Source organism: Oxalobacteraceae bacterium OTU3CINTB1 (assembly GCA_024123955.1).
Lineage (GTDB): Bacteria > Pseudomonadota > Gammaproteobacteria > Burkholderiales > Burkholderiaceae_D > Rugamonas.
Genome location: CP099652.1, coordinates 732,555 through 750,384, shown reverse-complemented (window position 1 = coordinate 750,384; position 17,830 = coordinate 732,555). Strand labels below are relative to the sequence as shown.

Annotated in this window: 17 protein-coding genes and 1 riboswitch; of the genes, 4 read left to right on the top strand and 13 right to left on the bottom strand. The window is 65.9% G+C overall.

Features of this window, described 5'->3' with window-relative positions; translation table 11 throughout:
* Positions 1–12 precede the first annotated feature (12 nt).
* The 8 genes from NHH73_03270 to NHH73_03235 form a co-directional block, all read right to left on the bottom strand.
* A complete protein-coding gene (locus NHH73_03270) occupies positions 13–228 on the bottom strand; it encodes a DUF4266 domain-containing protein (protein ID USX27335.1) in 216 nt (71 codons plus the stop codon).
* The gene (locus NHH73_03265) at positions 225–719 is read right to left on the bottom strand and encodes a TlpA family protein disulfide reductase (GenBank protein ID USX27334.1); all 495 of its coding nucleotides are present in this window, start codon (positions 717–719) and stop codon (positions 225–227) included. Before NHH73_03265 ends, NHH73_03270 begins: the two co-directional genes overlap by 4 nt.
* 12 nt (positions 720–731) lie before the next feature.
* Positions 732–2,870 (bottom strand): choice-of-anchor D domain-containing protein, encoded by a 2,139-nt coding sequence (locus NHH73_03260; protein USX27333.1) that lies wholly within the window; start codon positions 2,868–2,870, stop codon positions 732–734.
* Between the two features lie 43 nt (positions 2,871–2,913).
* On the bottom strand, positions 2,914–3,279 hold the full coding sequence (gene mrtJ, locus NHH73_03255; protein USX27332.1) for a JDVT-CTERM system glutamic-type intramembrane protease: 366 nt from the start codon (positions 3,277–3,279) through the stop codon (positions 2,914–2,916).
* Between the two features lie 122 nt (positions 3,280–3,401).
* A complete protein-coding gene (locus NHH73_03250) occupies positions 3,402–4,079 on the bottom strand; it encodes a GNAT family N-acetyltransferase (protein ID USX27331.1) in 678 nt (225 codons plus the stop codon).
* Between the two features lie 65 nt (positions 4,080–4,144).
* Positions 4,145–5,443, bottom strand: coding sequence for a multifunctional CCA addition/repair protein (locus NHH73_03245; protein USX29774.1), 1,299 nt, complete (start codon positions 5,441–5,443; stop codon positions 4,145–4,147).
* A gap of 5 nt (positions 5,444–5,448) precedes the next feature.
* A complete protein-coding gene (locus NHH73_03240; protein ID USX27330.1) occupies positions 5,449–6,165 on the bottom strand; it encodes a glutathione S-transferase family protein in 717 nt (238 codons plus the stop codon).
* Positions 6,166–6,200: 35 nt separating this feature from the next.
* Complete coding sequence (locus NHH73_03235; GenBank protein ID USX27329.1) at positions 6,201–8,192, bottom strand: lytic transglycosylase domain-containing protein; 1,992 nt, start codon at positions 8,190–8,192, stop codon at positions 6,201–6,203.
* Between the two features lie 44 nt (positions 8,193–8,236).
* Here NHH73_03235 and NHH73_03230 point away from each other — a divergent pair, with 44 nt between their 5' ends.
* Positions 8,237–8,854, top strand: coding sequence for a 5-formyltetrahydrofolate cyclo-ligase (locus tag NHH73_03230; GenBank protein ID USX27328.1), 618 nt, complete (start codon positions 8,237–8,239; stop codon positions 8,852–8,854).
* Positions 8,855–8,981: 127 nt separating this feature from the next.
* Here NHH73_03230 and metF read toward each other — a convergent pair whose 3' ends face one another.
* The 4 genes from metF to metK form a co-directional block, all read right to left on the bottom strand.
* A complete protein-coding gene (metF, locus tag NHH73_03225) occupies positions 8,982–9,809 on the bottom strand; it encodes a methylenetetrahydrofolate reductase [NAD(P)H] (GenBank protein ID USX27327.1) in 828 nt (275 codons plus the stop codon).
* Entirely contained in the window at positions 9,802–10,152 is a 351-nt protein-coding gene (locus NHH73_03220; protein USX27326.1) for a phage holin family protein, read from the bottom strand. The genes metF and NHH73_03220 overlap by 8 nt, the downstream gene beginning before the upstream one ends.
* Before the next feature lie 76 nt (positions 10,153–10,228).
* Positions 10,229–11,656, bottom strand: coding sequence for an adenosylhomocysteinase (ahcY, locus tag NHH73_03215; protein ID USX27325.1), 1,428 nt, complete (start codon positions 11,654–11,656; stop codon positions 10,229–10,231).
* 26 nt (positions 11,657–11,682) lie between these two features.
* Positions 11,683–11,750: riboswitch (S-adenosyl-L-homocysteine riboswitch) on the bottom strand.
* Positions 11,751–11,950: 200 nt separating this feature from the next.
* Positions 11,951–13,117, bottom strand: a complete 1,167-nt coding sequence (metK, locus tag NHH73_03210) for a methionine adenosyltransferase (GenBank protein ID USX27324.1) — start codon at positions 13,115–13,117, stop codon at positions 11,951–11,953.
* Between the two features lie 199 nt (positions 13,118–13,316).
* Between metK and NHH73_03205 the strand changes: the two genes are divergently transcribed.
* Genes NHH73_03205 through dapF form a run of 3 tightly spaced genes read left to right on the top strand, consistent with a single transcriptional unit; the run spans position 13,317 to position 15,920 of the window.
* Positions 13,317–14,171: a lysophospholipid acyltransferase family protein gene (locus tag NHH73_03205; GenBank protein ID USX27323.1), complete on the top strand. Its 855-nt coding sequence runs from the start codon at positions 13,317–13,319 to the stop codon at positions 14,169–14,171.
* Positions 14,168–15,046, top strand: coding sequence for a lipid A biosynthesis acyltransferase (locus tag NHH73_03200; GenBank protein ID USX27322.1), 879 nt, complete (start codon positions 14,168–14,170; stop codon positions 15,044–15,046). Before NHH73_03205 ends, NHH73_03200 begins: the two co-directional genes overlap by 4 nt.
* Positions 15,047–15,056: 10 nt before the next feature.
* Entirely contained in the window at positions 15,057–15,920 is an 864-nt protein-coding gene (dapF, locus tag NHH73_03195; protein ID USX27321.1) for a diaminopimelate epimerase, read from the top strand.
* On the opposite strand, the gene NHH73_03190 is transcribed toward dapF, so the two are convergent.
* On the bottom strand, positions 15,921–17,546 hold the full coding sequence (locus NHH73_03190) for a hypothetical protein (protein USX27320.1): 1,626 nt from the start codon (positions 17,544–17,546) through the stop codon (positions 15,921–15,923).
* Positions 17,547–17,830: the final 284 nt, after the last annotated feature.

Sequence of the window (17,830 nt, the reverse complement as noted above, 5' to 3'; positions counted from 1 at the left end):
AGGGATTCCATGTCAGTTGCAACCGCAGCCGCCACCACCGACACCGGCGCCGCCCGACGAGGACTCGCGGCTGGTGTAGATATGGTCGTCGTAACGGCTGAACAAACCGCCGTCGTTAAAGGTCATCTCGGGCTTGGCCAGCGTGCCTTTTTCCCACGGCTGGACATTGCCGAGCGAGGCGCAGCCGGACAGGCTGACAGCCAGCGCCAGAACGATCAGGGTTTTCATTTAACGGCTCCCAGTGCGGATTGAATCTTCGCTTCCAGCTCGGCGCGGTCGGCGTCGCGGAAGCCCGAATGCTCCAGCAGCACCTTGCCGTCAGGCCCGATCAACACGCTGCTCGGCATGCCCTTGATGCCGTACTGGCGCGGCGTCGCGCCCTTCGGATCGAAGGCGATGGTGAACTTGGCCGGCGTCGCCGCCAGGAAGGTCTTGGCGTCCTCGCTTTTGGCGTCGACGTTGACGCCGATGATCTGCAGGCCGCGCGGGCCGTACTTGGCCTGCATCTCGTTCATCCACGGGAAGGACTGGCGGCACGGGCCGCACCACGAGGCCCAAAAGTCGACGTACACCACCTTGCCGGTCAATTTCGCCAGCTGGACGGGGCCGTCCATGCCCTGCAGGTCGAACTGCGGCGCGGGTGCGCCCTTCTCCAGCGCGAACGCGGACGATGCGCCCAGCGCGGCGGCCAGCAAGATCGATATGGCTTTGATTTTCATAAGGGCTCCAGGTTAGTTTTGATCGTTACGACGGCGGCGCCACACGATCACGCCCAGCGACAGCATGACCAGCAATGCCAGCATCGGATCTTTGACGCTCTGCGAGGCCGAGCAGCCGCCGCCACCGCGGTTTTGCGGCGTGGCGTTGGACGGGGCGGCATTGGCCTGGCCGTTCAACGCGATGGTCCAGCTGCTGCCGGCCACATTCGACTGGATCACGACATTGCCGCTGTTGCCGCCGGCGTTGACCGGCGTGTAACGCACCACCAAGTCGCAGGTGGCGCCGGGTTGCAGCGTGAACGGGAAGGCGGCGCAGCCGGTGCTGTCGGCGACGGCGGCGAACGGGCCGCTGAAGGCGGCGCTGGCCAGCGTCAGTGGCGCCGAACCGCTGTTGGTCAGCGTGAAGCGGCGGGTCGGTGCGGCGGCGCCGATGGCGACGGCGCCGAAGTCGAAGCTTTGCGGGCTCAGTCCCAGCGAAGGGGCGCTGACCGCGACCGCCACGCCGTTGCCGCTCAGTGGCAAGGTGAACTGGGCGCCGGCGTCGGTCACCAGTTGCAGGTTCGCGCTGCGGGTGCCGGCCGCCGTCGGGCGGAAGGCGGTGGTGATGGTGCAGCTGGCGCCGGCGCTGACGGCGCCATTGGCCGCGCAGGTGCCGCCGGTGACGAAGTCGCCCGGCTGGGCGCCGCCCAGGGTCAGGGTCGAGATGCGCACCGCCGCGCTGCCGGCGTTGTTCAAGGTCGTGGTGTGCACGGCCGCGCTGGCGCCGACTTGCGTGTCGGCGAAGGCGATCGGACCGGTCTCGGACAGCACCGGGACGCCGACCGATTGCGTGGTGCCGCTGCCGGTGATGGCCACCTGCACCGCCGCCGCGTTGGAGGTCACGCCCAAGGTCGAGGTCACCGCGCCGTCGGCGGCCGGTGCGAAGCGCACCGGCACCGAGCAGCTGGCGCCGACGGCCAGCGTGGCGCCGCAGTCGCCGCCGGCGATGGTGAAGGTGCTCGATCCGGTCAGCGCGATGCGCGTGAAGGCGACGGCGACGTTGCCGGTATTGGCCAGCACCACCGACTGCGATGTGGCCGGGGAGCTGATCGTACGCAGGCCGAAAGCCAGCGCGGACGGCGTGGCGGTCAGCGCCGGGGCGGCGGCCGAGGCGGTGCCGGACAGGCCCACGGTGGCGTTGCCGTTGGCGGCGTTGGAGGCCAGCGTCAGGCTGGCGGCGAAGGCGCCGGCGGCCGTTGGCGTGGCCTGTACCGTGACGGCGCAGCTGGCGCCGGCCGCCAATGGCGTGGCCACCGCGCAGTTGCCGCCCAGCGTGAAGATGTTTGCGTTGGCGCCACTCAGGGCGATGGCGCTGAACGTCAGCGGCGCCTGGCCGCTGTTGGTGACGTTGATGGTGGAGACGGCCGACGCGGCGCCCGTCAGTTGCGGGCCGAAGTTGACGCTCGGCGCCGACAAGGCGATGGTCGCCTGCGGCGTGGCGTTGCCGGTGCCGCTCAGGGCCACGGTGCTGCCGCCGCCGGTGGCGTCGTGGGTGATGGTCAGGGTGGCGGCGCGCGCGCCGGCCACGGTCGGACGGAAGCTGACCTGCACGGTGCAGTTGGCGCCCGCCGCGATGGCCGCGCCGTTGGCGCAACTGCCGCCGGCCAGGCTGTAGTCGCCGGCAGCCGCGCCGCCCAGGGAGATGTTGCCGATATTGAGCGCGGCGTTGCCGGTGCTGCTCAGGGTGGTGCTCAACGGCGCGCTGGTCTGGCCGATGCTGGTGCCGCTGAAGGCCAGGCTGGCCGGCGCCAGCGAGGCGGCCGGCGACGCCGTCACGTTGGGATTGCCGATGTAGGCGGCGATGTCCGCCAGTTCGGCGGCGCTGAAGCGGCCGGCGAACTGGCCCATGCCGCCACCAGCGTTGCGGGCGATGGCGGCGGCGATGACCGACGGCTGATTGGCGGCACGCTGGATGTTACTGACGTTGTTGGCCGGTGAGGGGCCATGACACGCGACGCAGGTGCCGCCGCCGCCGACAGGACCGCTCTGGTACAGGGTGCGGCCGTTCAATGCGTTTTGCGCGTGCGCCGATTGCGAAGCCAGTCCCAATAGCAGCGCCGCTGCCGCCGCCGCCCGGTATTGCAGCCGGAATTCCCACGTTAAACCTGTCATGCCACTCTCCTGAAGTTGATCTTGAAGTCGATCTAAAATAGATCTATGAACCGCAGACAGAGATAGCAAAGGCATTGAACGCGCTGTGCATCAACGCGCACCACCACCAGTTGCGGGTGCGCTGATAGAGCAGCGCCAGCGCCAGCCCCGGTAGCAGCACCGCGGCGGCGGCCTGCCAGCCGGACCCCAGGTGCAGCAGCCCGAAAGCGGCCGTCGACACCAGCACGGGCCAAGTCCACCCAGGGCCCTGGCGCAGCCCCGGCGGCGAGCGCCGTATCAGCCACTCCTGCAGGCCGGCGCGGACCACGCACTCCTCCAGCAGCGGCGAAAGCACCAGCAGCCGCAGGCAAACACCCAGGTCGGGCGCCCGCAACTGGGCGCCGCACAAGGCGTCCGCCGCCCATGGCATGGGCAGAAGTGAGGAAATCAGCGGCACGTTGGGAAGCCTGGTTACCGGTTTGCGTATCTTGTCTGACCGTTCATTCCAGGCCAGCCGGTAAAGGTTCTAACTATAGTGAGAGAAAATGCGATTTATTTTCGGCCGGTCAGGCGGCCGAGCCATTTGGTGGCGAAGCGCTTGTTCGCCTTGAGGGTGTAGTCCAGCGTGGCGAATTGCTCGTCCAACGCTTCCTGCAGCACGCTGGCCGGATTGGCCGGTGGCAGTTTGAGGTAGGCGTCCGCCTCGCCGTAGTCGCGATGGATCTCCATGCCGGCTTTTTTCGCGATGTGCATCATCGTCTTGTTCGACGACAGGCAGTGCATATATAAGGTGTCGACGTCGTTGTTGCGGCAGTGGATGGCGGCGCGCTCGAACAGCTTGGAGCCGACGCCCATGCCGCGCGCGCTCTTGCTGACCGAGACGCCGAATTCGGCCACCCGCTCCTTCTTGGTGACGGCGCTCTTCGACTCGTCGCGCGGCGCGAAGGCCAGGTGGCCGACGGCCACCAGCTTGAACAGGCGGTTGTACACGCCAAACACCATGTCGCGTGAAAAATCGATGTTGTTGACGTACTTCTCCACCTGCTCGTCGGGCAGCATGGTGCCGAAGCGCAGCAGCCGGTCGCTGCTTTCCAGTTCGAGGAAGTGCTTGACCATGCGCCGGCGGTCGCGCTCCTGCAGCTCCTTGACGAGCACCGTCGGACGGTGTTTGCCGTCTTTGTGCTTGCCCCAGCGGCGCAGCGGATTTTGGAACAGATCGATGGAGTTCATAGTGGCGAAAGTAACATCATGCAGCGGCATGGTGCAGCGCACCATCGGCCCCATTGTACTCCTGTTTATGCGGGGCCGCCGTCCGGGGCGGCCGGCGGCAGCGGCATGCCGGCATCGTCCTCGCCATCGATGTCGGCCGCCCGCAGCGCCACTTTGACCGCCGTCACCCGCGCGCGGTGCACGAATTCGGGTATCCGCTGCGGGTTGGCCGCGCTGGCCTGGGCGATCTCGCCGGCGTTGACGCCGCGCGCGGCCGCCATCGCCGCCTCCAGGTGCGCCAACTGCGGGAACGGCGCGTCGAGATAGCTGGCGGTGCGGCCGATGCGGCCGCGCGAATCGCACTCGGTGGCCAGCAGCATCTGCGAAAAGCGCGCCGGCTTGCGGAAGGCGTCGCAACGCTCCAGCAGCTTGACGATGGTGTTGGGCCGCAGCTGCAACGCGCGTCCCACGTTGCCATGTTCGCGCGCGGTCATCACGGCCAGGTCGCGGCATTCGGTCGGCACCTTGAGGCGCTTGCACACCTGCTCGACCAGTTTGACGCCCAGCTCCTCGTGGCCGTGGTGCGCCGGCCAGGTGGCCGACGGCGTCACGCCCTTGCCCAGGTCGTGCATCAGGCAGGCGAAGCGCGTCGGCAGTTCCAGCTTCGCGCGCGCGGCGCAATCGATCACCTGCAGGATGTGGATGCCGGTGTCGATCTCCGGGTGCCATTTCTCCGGCTGCGGCACGCCCCACAGCGCGTCGAGCTCCGGCAGGATGCGCGCCAGCGCGCCGCAATCGCGCAGCACCTCCAGCATGCGCGACGGCTTGTCTTCCATCAGCCCGCGCGACAGTTCCTGCCACACGCGTTCCGGCACCAGTGCGTCGACCTCGCCCTGCTCCGTCATCTGCCGCATCAGCGCATTGGTTTCCGGCGCCACGCGGAAGTCGCTGTAGCGGGCGGCAAAGCGGGCCACGCGCAGGATGCGCACCGGGTCCTCGGCAAAGGCGTCGGAGACGTGGCGGAACACGCGCTGCTCGATATCGCGGCGGCCGCCGAAGGGATCGGTCAGCGTGCCGTCGTCGGCGCGGGCGATGGCGTTGATGGTCAGGTCGCGCCGGATCAAATCCTCCTCCAGCGTGACGTCGGGGGAAGTATGGAACACGAAGCCCTTGTAGCCGGGCGCGGTCTTGCGCTCGGTGCGGGCCAGCGCGTACTCGTCCTGCGTCGTCGGATGCAGGAACACCGGGAAGTCCTTGCCGACCGGGCGGAAGCCCTGCGCCAGCATGTCGTCCGGCGTGGCGCCGACCACCACGTGGTCGTGGTCCTTGACCGGCAGGCCAAGCAGCGCGTCGCGCACGGCGCCGCCGACGACATAAATCCGCATCATCGTCAGTCCGGCAGTTCGGCGTCGTGCTTGGGCACCGTTTCGGTTTCGGCCAGCGCCTCGGCCACCCAGCGCGCGACGGCCGGATGCGCCAGCACGCGCTGGCAATAGGCGTCCAGCGCCGGCGCCAGCGACACGCCGTAGGTGCGGAAGCGCATCACCACCGGCGCGTAGTAGGCGTCGGCGATCGAGAAGTCGCCGAACAGGAACTGGTGGTGACCGAAGCGCGACAGGCACTCCTCCCAGATCTCGCTGATGCGGCCGATGTCGGCCTGCGAGCCGTTGGTGCGGCCCTTGCCGGGGAAGCTGGCGCGGATGTTCATCGACATCGCCGTGCGCAGGTCGGCGAAGCCGGCGTGCATCTCGGCGCAGACCGAGCGCGCCATCGCCCGCGCGGCCACGTCCTGGGGCCACAGGTGCAGCTCCTGGAACTGCTCGGCCAGATATTCGCAGATCGCCAGGCTGTCCCAGATGGTCATCTCGCCGGCCAGCAGCACCGGCACCCGGCCGCTGGCCGAGTAGCCGCAGATGCGGTTGGCGGTGTCGGGCTGGTCGAGCAGCACGCGCACCTCCTGGAACGGGATGCCGAACGCGGTCATCGCCACCCACGGCCGCATCGACCATGACGAATAATTCTTGTTGCCGATGATGAGCGTCAGGCCCGGCTCGCGCGCGGCGGCCAGGGAAGTCGACAAGCTTGGATCAAGTTTGGTGGTCTGCATGATGCGTCCGTAATGATGGTGTGGTCTATGCGTGGTCAACGCGAGCCGTAGCTCGATTCCTGCTCTTCCTCGGGGGTGTAGGAGCGCGGCGCGACGGTGCCGATGCGCGCCTTCAGCGATTGCGGGCGGCCCTCGAACAAGGCCGCGTAGTAGGTGGCGTTCGACATCACGTTCTTGACGTAGGTGCGCGTCTCGTAGAACGGAATGGTCTCGATGAAGATGGCGCTGTCGATCGGCTTGGTCAATGTGGCGCGCCAGCGGCGCGAGCGCCCCGGCCCGGCGTTGTAGGCGGCCGTGGCCAGCACCTCGGAACCGTCCATGTTCCCGAGCACCATGTTCAGGTAGTTCGTGCCCAGCATGATATTGGTGCGCACGTCGGTCAGCATGTCCTGCGCGAAGTCGGTCAGGCCGAGTTTTTTGGCCACCCAGCGCGCGGTCGACGGCATCACCTGCATCAGGCCCGAGGCCCCCACGTGCGATTGCGCGCCGAGGATGAAGCGCGACTCCTGCCGCATCAGGCCATACACCCAGGCCTTGTCGAGGCCCAGCGTTTGCGTGGCGGGGTGCATGACGTCGTGGTGCGGCGACGGGAAGCGCTGCGTGTAGTCGACCTGGATGCGGGTGCGGTCCGAGGTGTTGACCATGCGGTCGAGGATCTCGTTCTGGCGCGCGAATTCGGCGGCGGCCAGGTAGCCGCGTTCGTCCAGGCCGCGCAAGCCCCAGTTCCATTCGCGCGTGCCCTCGAAGCGCAGGCGCATGCCGAAGAACTTGAGCGAACGCTGGAAGTTGGGATTGGCGGCGATCGCCGCGATTTCGGCGGGGGTGATCGGCAGCCCAGGCAGCGGGATGGTAATCAGTTTGCCGGTTTCCTCCAGCGCCAGCTGGCCGTAGAAGTTCGGCTGGTCCGAGATGCTGCGGAACAGCCGCTCTGCCTCGCCGGCCGGATGGCTGGTCACGCCGGCTTCGGCCATCAGCGCGCGGCCCATCCAATAGGTCCAAGCCGGATCGTCGCGCAGCGAGGCGGGCATCGCCTGGATATTGGCCTTGACCTGGCGCCAATCGCCGGCGCGCAGCGCGATGCGGGTTTTCCACTGGATCTGGTCGATGGACAGCCTGGCGCCGTTCGAGCGGCGCCAGTATTCGGCGGTGTCGGTGTCCAGCGAATAGGACGATTGCAGCGCGATCGCCGCCCAGCCTTCCTGCCGCTCCAGCGGCGTCAGGGACGAGGCCTTCTCCAGCGCCAGCGCCGCCAGCTTGACGCTGGTCTTGGCCATGCGGCCGACGGCCACCACGAAGATCTCATGTTCGGTGCGGCCGGCGCCCGGCCCCTTGGCCAGCGCCAGGGCCGGCGTGTCGACCGCCTGCACCGCCTTTTTCTCCGGGCCGCCCAGCAAGGCGACGATGCGGCGCGCCTGCCCGGTGGCGTTGAATTCGCCGGCCAGGCGCAGTTGTTCATACAGGTCGTTGGCGTCGAACTGGCCGGTCTGGAACAGGGTGGCGATCAGGCCCGCGCAAGGCTCGCCGTAGACCGCCGGTGATGTCAGCAGCGCGCGCGCCTCGTCGGCCACCTTCTGGCCCTTGAGCGCGCGCGATTGCAGCGCGTAGCATTTGACCTGGGTGTCGTCGTTGAGCACAAACAGCGGCAGCTGCTCGTCGAAGGTGGCCCAGTCGCGTTTGCGGCCCAGGTCCAGCAGCCAGTCGTTGCGCAGGCGGTCGACGATGGCCTGGCCTTCGTAGCGCTTCATGAAATCACGGATTTCCGCGTAGGAGGCGTCCTTCAGGCGCGATTTGAGCCGATAATAATCGACATACGAAGGAATCGAATAATTGGCGAGACGGGCCGCGTAGAAATCCACCTTGGCCGCGTCGTCCTGCCGCACCGCGTCGCGCATCAGCAGGAAGGCATCGTCCTGCCGCTTGGTCTCGGCGCCGATATCCTCGGCGTGGGCCAGCGAGATATACGACGGGTTGAACGCAACCCAGGCCACGACGACAACGCCGGCAATCCATTTCGAAGCGGAAATCAATGTAAAACTCTCTTTAAGCAGTGTACGAAGCGACAACCGAATCCATGACCGGCGATGAATCCATGACCAGCGACCCTAGAATACCACGTGCCGAGAGCGAACGAATAGCCCCGGCCGCCACACAAAAGGCCGATTTGCGCAAGCAGTTGCTGACCGCGCGGCGCGCGCTCGATCCGGCCGCGCGGGCGGCGTGGGACCATGCCATCGGCGCGCGGGTGATCGCCTGGTGGCGCGCGGCGCGGCCGGCGGCATTGGGGGTGTACTGGCCGTTGCGCGACGAGCCGGATCTGCAGGCCGCCTACGTGGCGCTGGAGCGCCTCGGTGCGCGGCTGCTGCTGCCGGTGGTGGTGGAAAAACACGCGGCGCTGGAATTCGCCGACTGGCGCATCGGCGAGGCGATGGTCAAGGATACGATGGGGGTGGCGGTGCCGGCGGAGTTGCGGCTCGCGGCGGCGTACCCGCCGGCATTGCTGGTGCCTTGCCTGGGATACAACCCGGATGGTTATCGATTGGGTTATGGCGGGGGCTTTTACGACCGCACGCTGGCCCGGGCGCCGCGTCCGGAGACGGTGGGCATCGCGTACAGCTGCCTGGAGGTGAGGTTCGACGCCGACGCGCACGATGTGGCGCTGGACAGGATAATCACCGAAGCCGGTAGCTGAAATGATCACGGTAACCACGTAGGGCGGATTAGCGCAGCGTAATCCGCCAATGCTTGCGTTTCGACGGCGCGTGCATTGGCGGATTACGGCGTTCCGCCTAATCCGCCCTACGTATATCCGATGACGCTTAGACCAAGCGTTGCCACAGTGCGGTCGTCGCCGCGGCCTGGTTCATGCTGTAGAAGTGCAGGCCCGGCGCGCCGCCGGCCAGCAGGCGCTCGCACAGCTGCGACACGACATCGAGGCCGAAGGCCTTGATCGACGCGGTGTCGTCGCCGTAGCTGGCCAGCTTCAATCGCACCCAGCGCGGTATCTCGGCGCCGCACATGTCGGAAAAGCGCATCAGCTGCGTGTAGTTCGTGATCGGCATGATGCCGGCCACGATCGGCACGTCGATGCCCATCTTGCGGGTCTGGTCGACGAACTGGAAGTAGGCGTCGGCGTTGTAGAAATACTGCGTGATGGCGGCGTTGGCGCCGGCCTTGACCTTGCGCTCGAACGCCAGCAGGTCGTCCTGCGGCGACTTGGCCTGCGGGTGCACCTCCGGATAGGCCGCCACTTCGATGTGGAACCACTCGCCGGTCTCCTGGCGGATGAACTCCACCAGCTCGTTGGCGTAGCGGAATTCGCCGGACGCGCCGTAGCCGCTCGGCAGGTCGCCGCGCAGCGCCACGATGCGCTTGATGTTGTGCGACTTGAATTCGGCAAGGATGGCGCGGATCGACTCGCGCGTGCCGCCCACGCACGACAGGTGCGGCGCGGCGTCCTCGCCGGCGGCCAGGATCTCGACCACCGTGTCCAAGGTTCCGCGTTGCGTGCTGCCGCCGGCGCCGAAGGTCACGGAAAAATATTTGGGTTTCAGTTCGGACAGCTTGGCGCGCGTGGCGCGCAGCTTTTCCGCGCCTTCCGCTGTTTTCGGCGGAAAGAATTCGATACTGAAATTATGACTAGTCATCTGCGTTCTTCAAAAGTAAGGTAGACAGAGCCCAGGAAATCACGCTGTACAACAGTGCGCCACCGATCGCCGACAGGAAGCTGTCGACGTGGAAACCGTCGACAAATTGCGCCACCAGCCAGAACATGAAGCCGTTGATGACAAAGATAAACAGTCCCAGCGACAGCATGGTCACGGGCAAGGTCAACAGCAACAGCACGGGGCGGATCAGCGTGTTTACAAGGGCCAACACGAAAGCCGCGACGAGGGCTGCGCCTATGCTTGTGACATCGACGGAATGCATGAGGTACGGAATTGCCAGCAGGGCAACCGCATTGATTAACCAGGTAAGGACCAGACGCATAACTAAGTCTCGCTGCAAAAAAATTAGCTCAATAAAACAGGGCCGGCACGCGCCGGCCCCGCATCACACCGTCAGATTAATAACGGTAGTGGTCCGGCTTGTACGGACCTTCCTGCGTCACGCCGATGTAGGCCGCTTGCTCTTCGGTCAGCACGGTCAGCTGGGCGTTCAGTTTCTTCAACTGCAGGCGCGCCACTTTTTCGTCCAGGTGCTTCGGCAGCACGTAGACGCCTACCGGGTACTTGTCGGTGTTGGCGAACAGCTCGATCTGGGCGATGGTCTGGTTCGCGAACGACGAGCTCATCACGTACGACGGATGGCCGGTGCCGCAACCCAGGTTCACCAGGCGGCCTTCGGCCAGCAGGATGATGCGCTTGCCCGACGGGAAGATCACATGGTCGACTTGCGGCTTGATATTTTCCCAGGTGTACTTCTTCAGGGCGGCGACGTCGATCTCGTTGTCGAAGTGGCCGATGTTGCAGACGATGGCCTGGTCCTTCATGGCCAGCATGTGCTTCTCGGTCAGGATGTGATAGTTGCCGGTGCAGGTGACGAAGATGTCGCCGTGTTCGGCGGCATAGTCCATGGTCACGACGCGGTAGCCTTCCATCGCCGCCTGCAGCGCGCAGATCGGATCGATTTCGGTGACCCACACCTGCGCCGACAGCGCGCGCATGGCCTGGGCCGAGCCCTTGCCGACGTCACCGTAACCGGCGATGACGGCGACCTTGCCGGCGATCATGACGTCGGTGGCGCGCTTGATGCCGTCGACCAGCGACTCGCGGCAGCCGTACAGGTTGTCGAACTTCGACTTGGTGACGGAATCGTTGACGTTGATCGCCGGGAAGGCCAGCTTGCCCTCTTTGTGCATCTGGTACAGGCGGTGCACGCCGGTGGTGGTTTCCTCGGTCACGCCCATGATCTGCGGCAAACGCTTGGAGTACCAGCTCGGGTCGATCGCCAAGTGCGCCTTGATGGCGTTGAACAGGCAGATTTCTTCTTCCGAGCTTGGCGAAGCCAGCACCGAGATGTCTTTTTCGGCGCGCGCGCCCAAGTGCAGCAGCAACGTGGCGTCGCCGCCGTCGTCGAGAATCATGTTGGAGTAGACGGCGTTGCCGGCGGCGTCGGCGGGCCACTCGAAGATGCGGTGGGTGTAGTCCCAGTATTCGTCCAGCGTTTCGCCCTTGATGGCGAACACCGGCGTGCCGGCGGCGGCGATGGCGGCGGCGGCGTGGTCCTGGGTCGAGTAGATGTTGCACGAAGCCCAACGCACTTGGGCGCCCAGCGCTTCGAGCGTCTGGATCAGCACGGCGGTCTGGATGGTCATGTGCAGCGAACCGGTGATGCGCGCGCCCTTGAGCGGCTGGGCGGCGGCGAATTCCTCGCGGATCGCCATCAAGCCTGGCATTTCGGTTTCGGCGATGCGGATTTCTTTGTCACCCCAGGAAGCCAGGGAAATATCGGCGACCAGGTAGTCTTGTGCGGATTTGAGTACGGCGTTCATCACGCCCTCCTTTCAGTTAGAAAAAAGTAACGTGAGCGCGGTTGCAGATTCCGAGCCTGGCAAAAATGAATTCGTCGCAGCGCTCCTCGGAAGGTGCATTTTAGCACCACCTTGGCGCGCAGCACAGACGCCGCGCCAAATAAGGTGGGTCAAGCGAGGTTCAAGCAACACTACAATCCGGGGAGTAACCCCCATCGATCCGGGGTCAAGTCTGTCATTCGGACACGGCCTCCAGCGTAGAGAACCTTCCACGGTCGAGCTAGTGTCCGAATGTCAGACTTGACCCCGATGGCTTTATTTCAGGCCGGCGGCGTCGCGCAGGATCGCGGCCTTGTCGGTGCGCTCCCACGTGAATTCCGGCTCTTCGCGGCCGAAGTGGCCGTAGGCGGCGGTCTTGGCGTAGATCGGACGCAGCAGGTCGAGCATCTGCACGATGCCTTTTGGACGCAGGTCGAAGTGCTCCATCACCAGCGCGGCGATCTTGTCGTCGGGGATGACGCCGGTGCCTTCGGTGTAGACCGTGATGTTGATCGGACGGGCCACGCCGATGGCGTAGCTGACCTGCACCTGGCATTGGCGCGCCAGGCCGGCGGCGACGACATTTTTGGCGACGTAGCGCGCGGCGTAGGCGGCCGAACGGTCCACTTTCGTAGGATCTTTACCGGAGAAGGCGCCGCCGCCGTGCGGGCTGGCGCCGCCGTAGGTGTCGACGATGATCTTGCGGCCGGTCAGGCCGCAGTCGCCCTGCGGGCCGCCGATGACGAAGCGGCCGGTCGGGTTGACCAGGTATTTGGTTTCGGCGAGCCATTCGCGCGGCAGCACCTGCTTGATGATCTCTTCGATCACCGCCTCTTCGATCTGCTTGTGCTGCATTTCCGGCGCGTGCTGGGTCGACAGCACGACGGTGTCGACCGCGACCGGACGGCCGTTGACGTAGCGCAGCGTGACTTGCGATTTGGCATCCGGGCGCAGCCATGGCAGGCGGCCGTCCTTGCGCAGCTGCGACTGGCGCTCGACCAGGCGGTGCGCGTAGTGGATGGCGGCCGGCATCAGCTCGGCCGTCTCGTCGCAGGCGTAGCCGAACATCAGGCCCTGGTCGCCGGCGCCCTGGTCGAGGTCGATACCGGCGCCTTCGTCCACGCCCTGGGCGATGTCCGGCGACTGCTTGTCGTAGGCCACCAGCACCGCGCAACCGCGGTAGTCGATGCCGTAGTCGGTGTTGTCGTAGCCGATGCGCTTGATGGTTTCGCGCGCAACTTGAATATAATCAACGTTGGCGTGCGTGGTGATTTCGCCGGCCAGCACGACCAGGCCGGTGTTGCACAGCGTTTCGGCGGCGACGCGCGCCTTCGGGTCCTGCTCGAGGATGGCGTCCAGAATGGCGTCCGAGATTTGGTCGGCGACCTTGTCGGGATGGCCTTCCGAGACGGATTCGGAAGTGAAAAGATAATCGTTTGACATCGCAAGCTCCTGCTACTGGTTGAGAATGGTTGTCGCTCACCCAATACGGCTTGCGACGCTTTAGCGATATTTATATTCCGCTTCGCAAGTTGTCTATTAACTCAGCGGGTAGTGCATACGTGGTATTTTACGCTTCTTAAAAAAATTTTGGCTAGAGCAATAGCAGCCGAACACTCCTCCATATTGACGATTTAACTTCATGCTTGTTTATCTATTCCGCTTTTTATCGATCTTTCCGCTGCCGCTGCTGCACGCGGTGGGCGCCGGGTTGGGCTGGCTGGTTTATCTGTGTTCTCCCTCGCATCGTCGGCGTATGCGCGAGAACATGGCCCTTGCGGGCTATTCGGGCCACCTGTCGGCTGCCATCGCCGAGGCCGGAAAAAGTATCGTCGAGCTACCATTTGTCTGGTGCGCGTCGCCCGCGCGGGTGTCGCGCCTGGCGCAGGCCGAGAACTGGGAGTTGGTGCAAACGGAGCTCGACGCGGGACGCGGGATCGTGTTCCTGACGCCACACTTGGGCTGTTTCGAGATCGTCGCGCAGGAAATCGCGCTGCGCACCGAGCTGATGGTGATGTACCGCCCGCCCAAACAGGCGGCGCTCAAGCCGCTGGTCGAGGGCGCGCGCGCGCGCAAGAACCTGCTGCTGGCGCCGGCCAATATGTCCGGCGTGCGCATGCTGGCCAAGTTCCTTAAGAAAGGCAAGCCGATCGGCGTGCTGCCCGACCAGGTGCCGCAGGAGGGCGAAGGCGTGTGGGCCGATTTCTTCGGCCGCAGCGCCTACACCATGACCCTGCCGGCCAAGCTGGCACAGATGGGCGACGCCACCATCATCGTCACCTACGCCGAGCGCCTGCCCGGCGGCAAAGGATTTATCGTGCGCTTCGTGCCGTTCGACGGCTCGCTGGCCGGTAGCACGGCCGAGCAGGCGCGCGCCATCAACGCCGCCATGGAGCGGCTGATCGCCCGCAATCCCGAGCAATATTATTGGAGCTACAACCGCTACAAGGTGCCGGCCGGTATCGACGCGCCGGTCGCGGCGGGAGAACAGGCATGAAGCTGCTGTTGGGATTGATGTGGCTGCTGCATTGGCTGCCGCTGCCGCTGCTGGGCCGTGTCGGCAAGCTCACCGGCAGCCTGTTGTTCATGACCCTGCGTTCGCGCCGCCACATCGCGCTGACCAATCTGCGCCTGTGCATGCCGGAGCTGAGCGAGGCCGAACGGATCGACATCGCGCGCGGCCATTTCCAGGCGTACTCGCGCAGCGTGTGGGAGCGCGGCATCCTGTGGTGGGCCTCGGAGGCCCGGCTGCGGCGCCTGATCCGGGTCGAGCCCGGCCCGGTGCCGGTGGAAGAGATGACGGCCCGGCCGACCATCCTGCTGTGCCCGCACTTCGTCTGCCTGGACGTGGCCGGCGCCTCGATCGCGATGGTGGCGAGCGCCTCGTCGATGTATGTGCAGCAAAAGAACACCGCCTTCGACAAGGTGCTGCGCGCCGGCCGCGCCCGCTTCAAGCCGGTCAAGCTGTTCACCCGCCAGGACGGCATCAAGCCCATCCTGCGGGCCTTGCGCGACAAGCTGCCCTACTTCATGCTGCCGGACATGGACTTCGGCGAAAAAGATGCCGAGTTCGTGCCGTTCTTCGGCATCCAGGCGGCCACGTTGACCGCCACCGCGCGCATCGCCGCCACCACCGGCGCCCAGGTGATGCCGGTGATCGCCACCTTCCTGCCAAACTATCAAGGTTATTGTGTGAAGTTCTATCCGGTGTGGGACAATTACCCCGGTCCCGACATGGTCGCCGCCACCCGCCGCATGAACGAGTTCATCGAGGAAAGGGTGCGCGAAGCGCCGTCGGAGTATTTCTGGACGCATAAGCGCTTCAAGACGCGGCCCAACGGCGAGCCCTCGCTCTATCAAACTTCCAAGTAGAAGACCGACGATGAAACTCAAATTCACCAAAATGCACGGCGCCGGCAATGACTTCGTGGTCATCGACGGCATCAACCAGAAGATCGACCTGACGGCGGCGCAATGGAAGCTGCTGGGCGACCGCCGCTTCGGCGTCGGCGCCGACCAGATCCTGCTGGTGGAAAAATCCGTCCAGCCGGACGTCGATTTCCGCTACCGCATCTTCAACGCCGACGGCGGCGAAGTGGAACAGTGCGGCAACGGCTCGCGCGCCTTCGTCAAGTTCGTCTCGGAAAAAGGGCTGACCGACAAGCAGAGCATCAAGGTGGAAACCAGGTCCGGCGTGATCGCGCCGCGGCTCGAGGCCGACGGCAGCATCACCGTGGACATGGGCCCGCCGGTGCTGGACGCGCCGCGCGTGCCGTTCGACGCCGAAGGCTTGCAGGGTGAACGCCACGGCGGCGCCACCGTGTGGCCGCTGGTGCTGGAGCTGGCGGGCGCCAAGGAAAGCGTGCTGATCTCCGCCGTGTCGATGGGCAATCCGCACGCGGTGCAGGTGGTCGACGACGTCGACGCGGCGCCGGTGGAGCTGACCGGTCCGCTGATCGAGCACAACCCGCGCTTCCCGAACCGGGTCAATGCCGGCTTCATGCAGATCGTCGATCGCGGCCACATCAAGCTGCGCGTGTTCGAGCGCGGCGTCGGCGAGACGCTGGCCTGCGGCACCGGCGCCTGCGCGGCGGCGGTGGCCGGCATTGCGCGCGGCCTGCTCGACAGCCCGGTGCGGGTCGACGCGCGCGGCGGCCAGTTGTCGATCAGCTGGGCGGGCGAAGGCCAGCCGGTGCTGTTGACAGGCCCGGCCGTGACGGTGTTCGAAGGCGAGATGGAAATTTAATTACGCGGCCAATAAATCGTCGCCATCGGCCGCCGGCAGCCACGTCTTGAGTCGGTACAAGCGCTGGCGGTAATTGCCTTCCGGGCCATCCGGCCCGCCATCGACCGCGTCGAACAGGCGGCTGATGCGGTCCAGCGCCTGGCGCTCGCGGGCCGTGCGCAGCAAAATCAACCGCCGCTTGCTGCGCCCGTAGCTGGCGCGGATATCGACCACCAGGCAATGCCCCTGGTCGGCCGCCTTGACATCGAGCAGCAGCGCCTCGGCCCGGCTCAATCCAAACAACTCGGCCAGCTCCAGCCGCGCCGCCAGCAATGGCTGGCTGACCGTCAGCTCGCGCGTGACGCAGCCGGCGATGCTTTCCGTCCAGCCCGACTCCTTGGGCGATTGCGCGATCCGCTCCAATGCCGCGTCGGCCTCGTCGCAGCCCTGCGCCGCCGCCTTTTGCAGCCAGTAGACCGCGCGCACGTCGCTGTTCTCGTCGTTGCGGCGGTTGCGCCAGGCATACATGCCGCATTCGAGCTGGGCGCCGCAATGCCCCATCTCCGCCGCCCGCTCCAGATAGGCTTGCGCTTCGGCCACGCAACGCTGCGAGAATTCCGGCTTCAGATAAATGCGCGACAACGCGAACCAGGCGTCGGCCAGGCCCTGCTCGCCGGCCAGGGTCAGCCAGCGTATCGCCCGCTTGAAGTTGACGGCGGCGATGCCCCTGGTTTGCCGCTTGCCCTCGCTGTCCATGCGCGCGAACCACAGCCCCAGCGCCAGCTGAGCGCAGCGCTCGCCACCGTGTGCGGCCAGCTCGCGGCATTGCCGCAGTTCGGCCTGGTATCGGGCCGCGTACCCAGCCTCATACCCGGCCTCGCCCCCCGGCGCGCTGTCGAGCAGGCTGGCGCAGCGCGAAAGCAACGTCAGTTGTTGCGCGCCGAGCGGCCAGTCGGCCGCCCGCGCCGCCTCGGCGTCGCACGGTGCCTCGGCCAGCAACTTGCGCAGCGACGGCATCGCGCGTTGTAAAAACACGTCGCGGTCGCCATGCCAGGCCTCGTCGAGCATCGCATAGTGGGCCGCCATGCCGTAGTCGGCCGTGTGCGCCCACGGCGGACGCGCACCGGTCCGGTTGGCAGGCGGGCGCGGGCCACGGCCGGCGCGCGCGGACGGCGGCGCCGACGCCTGCGCCGCGTTGGCCGCCGGCGCGCCACCCTGCTGGGCCAGCAGCCACTGCGCCTCCACCGAGCCGGAGCGGGCGGCCGTGTCGAGCGCCTGCAGCGCCTTGTCGCGCAGCTGGGCGTGATGGGGAAGCTGGGCGGCGTCGGGCGGCGCCGACTGGTTCAGCACCAGTTGCGCGAGCACCACACCGGCTTGCTGGACACCGGCGTCATACGCGCGGTCGTACCAGGACAGCACGGCTGGAAGGCAATGTTGTGCGTGTTCGAAGGGGACGTAGCTGCCGATCAGCATCCAGGCTTCATCCTGGTCCTGCAGCGCGGCGCGGTTGAGCCAGTGCAGCGCCGTCGGCAAGCTCAACGGAAGACTGGCGCCACCAAACAGATACAGCTTCCCCAACGCTAACTGGCAGACCGCGTCTCCGGCGCGGGCGCCCCGTATGATCCCTAACTCTTCTCGATTTGCCATCGTCTCACTATGAATGTGATTTATCGAAGCGGGCGGTGCAGCGGCGCCGTTGCCAGGCGGCCGGGTCACCATGAGCCTTCAAGTGTAGCGTGCCATCGACGCCACACCCTAGACATAATGCGCGGGCGCTTGATCTGCCACAAGCTCGAACCCACTGCCGCCCCTGTACGCTGGAACTGTTTTGATGCTTTCATGAAAAGAAATAATGCACAAACAGCAGGTTAGACCCTGTAACGACAAGGGCCAAGCGGGCGGCTGACGGAGCACCGGTCGAGCGTTTCGAA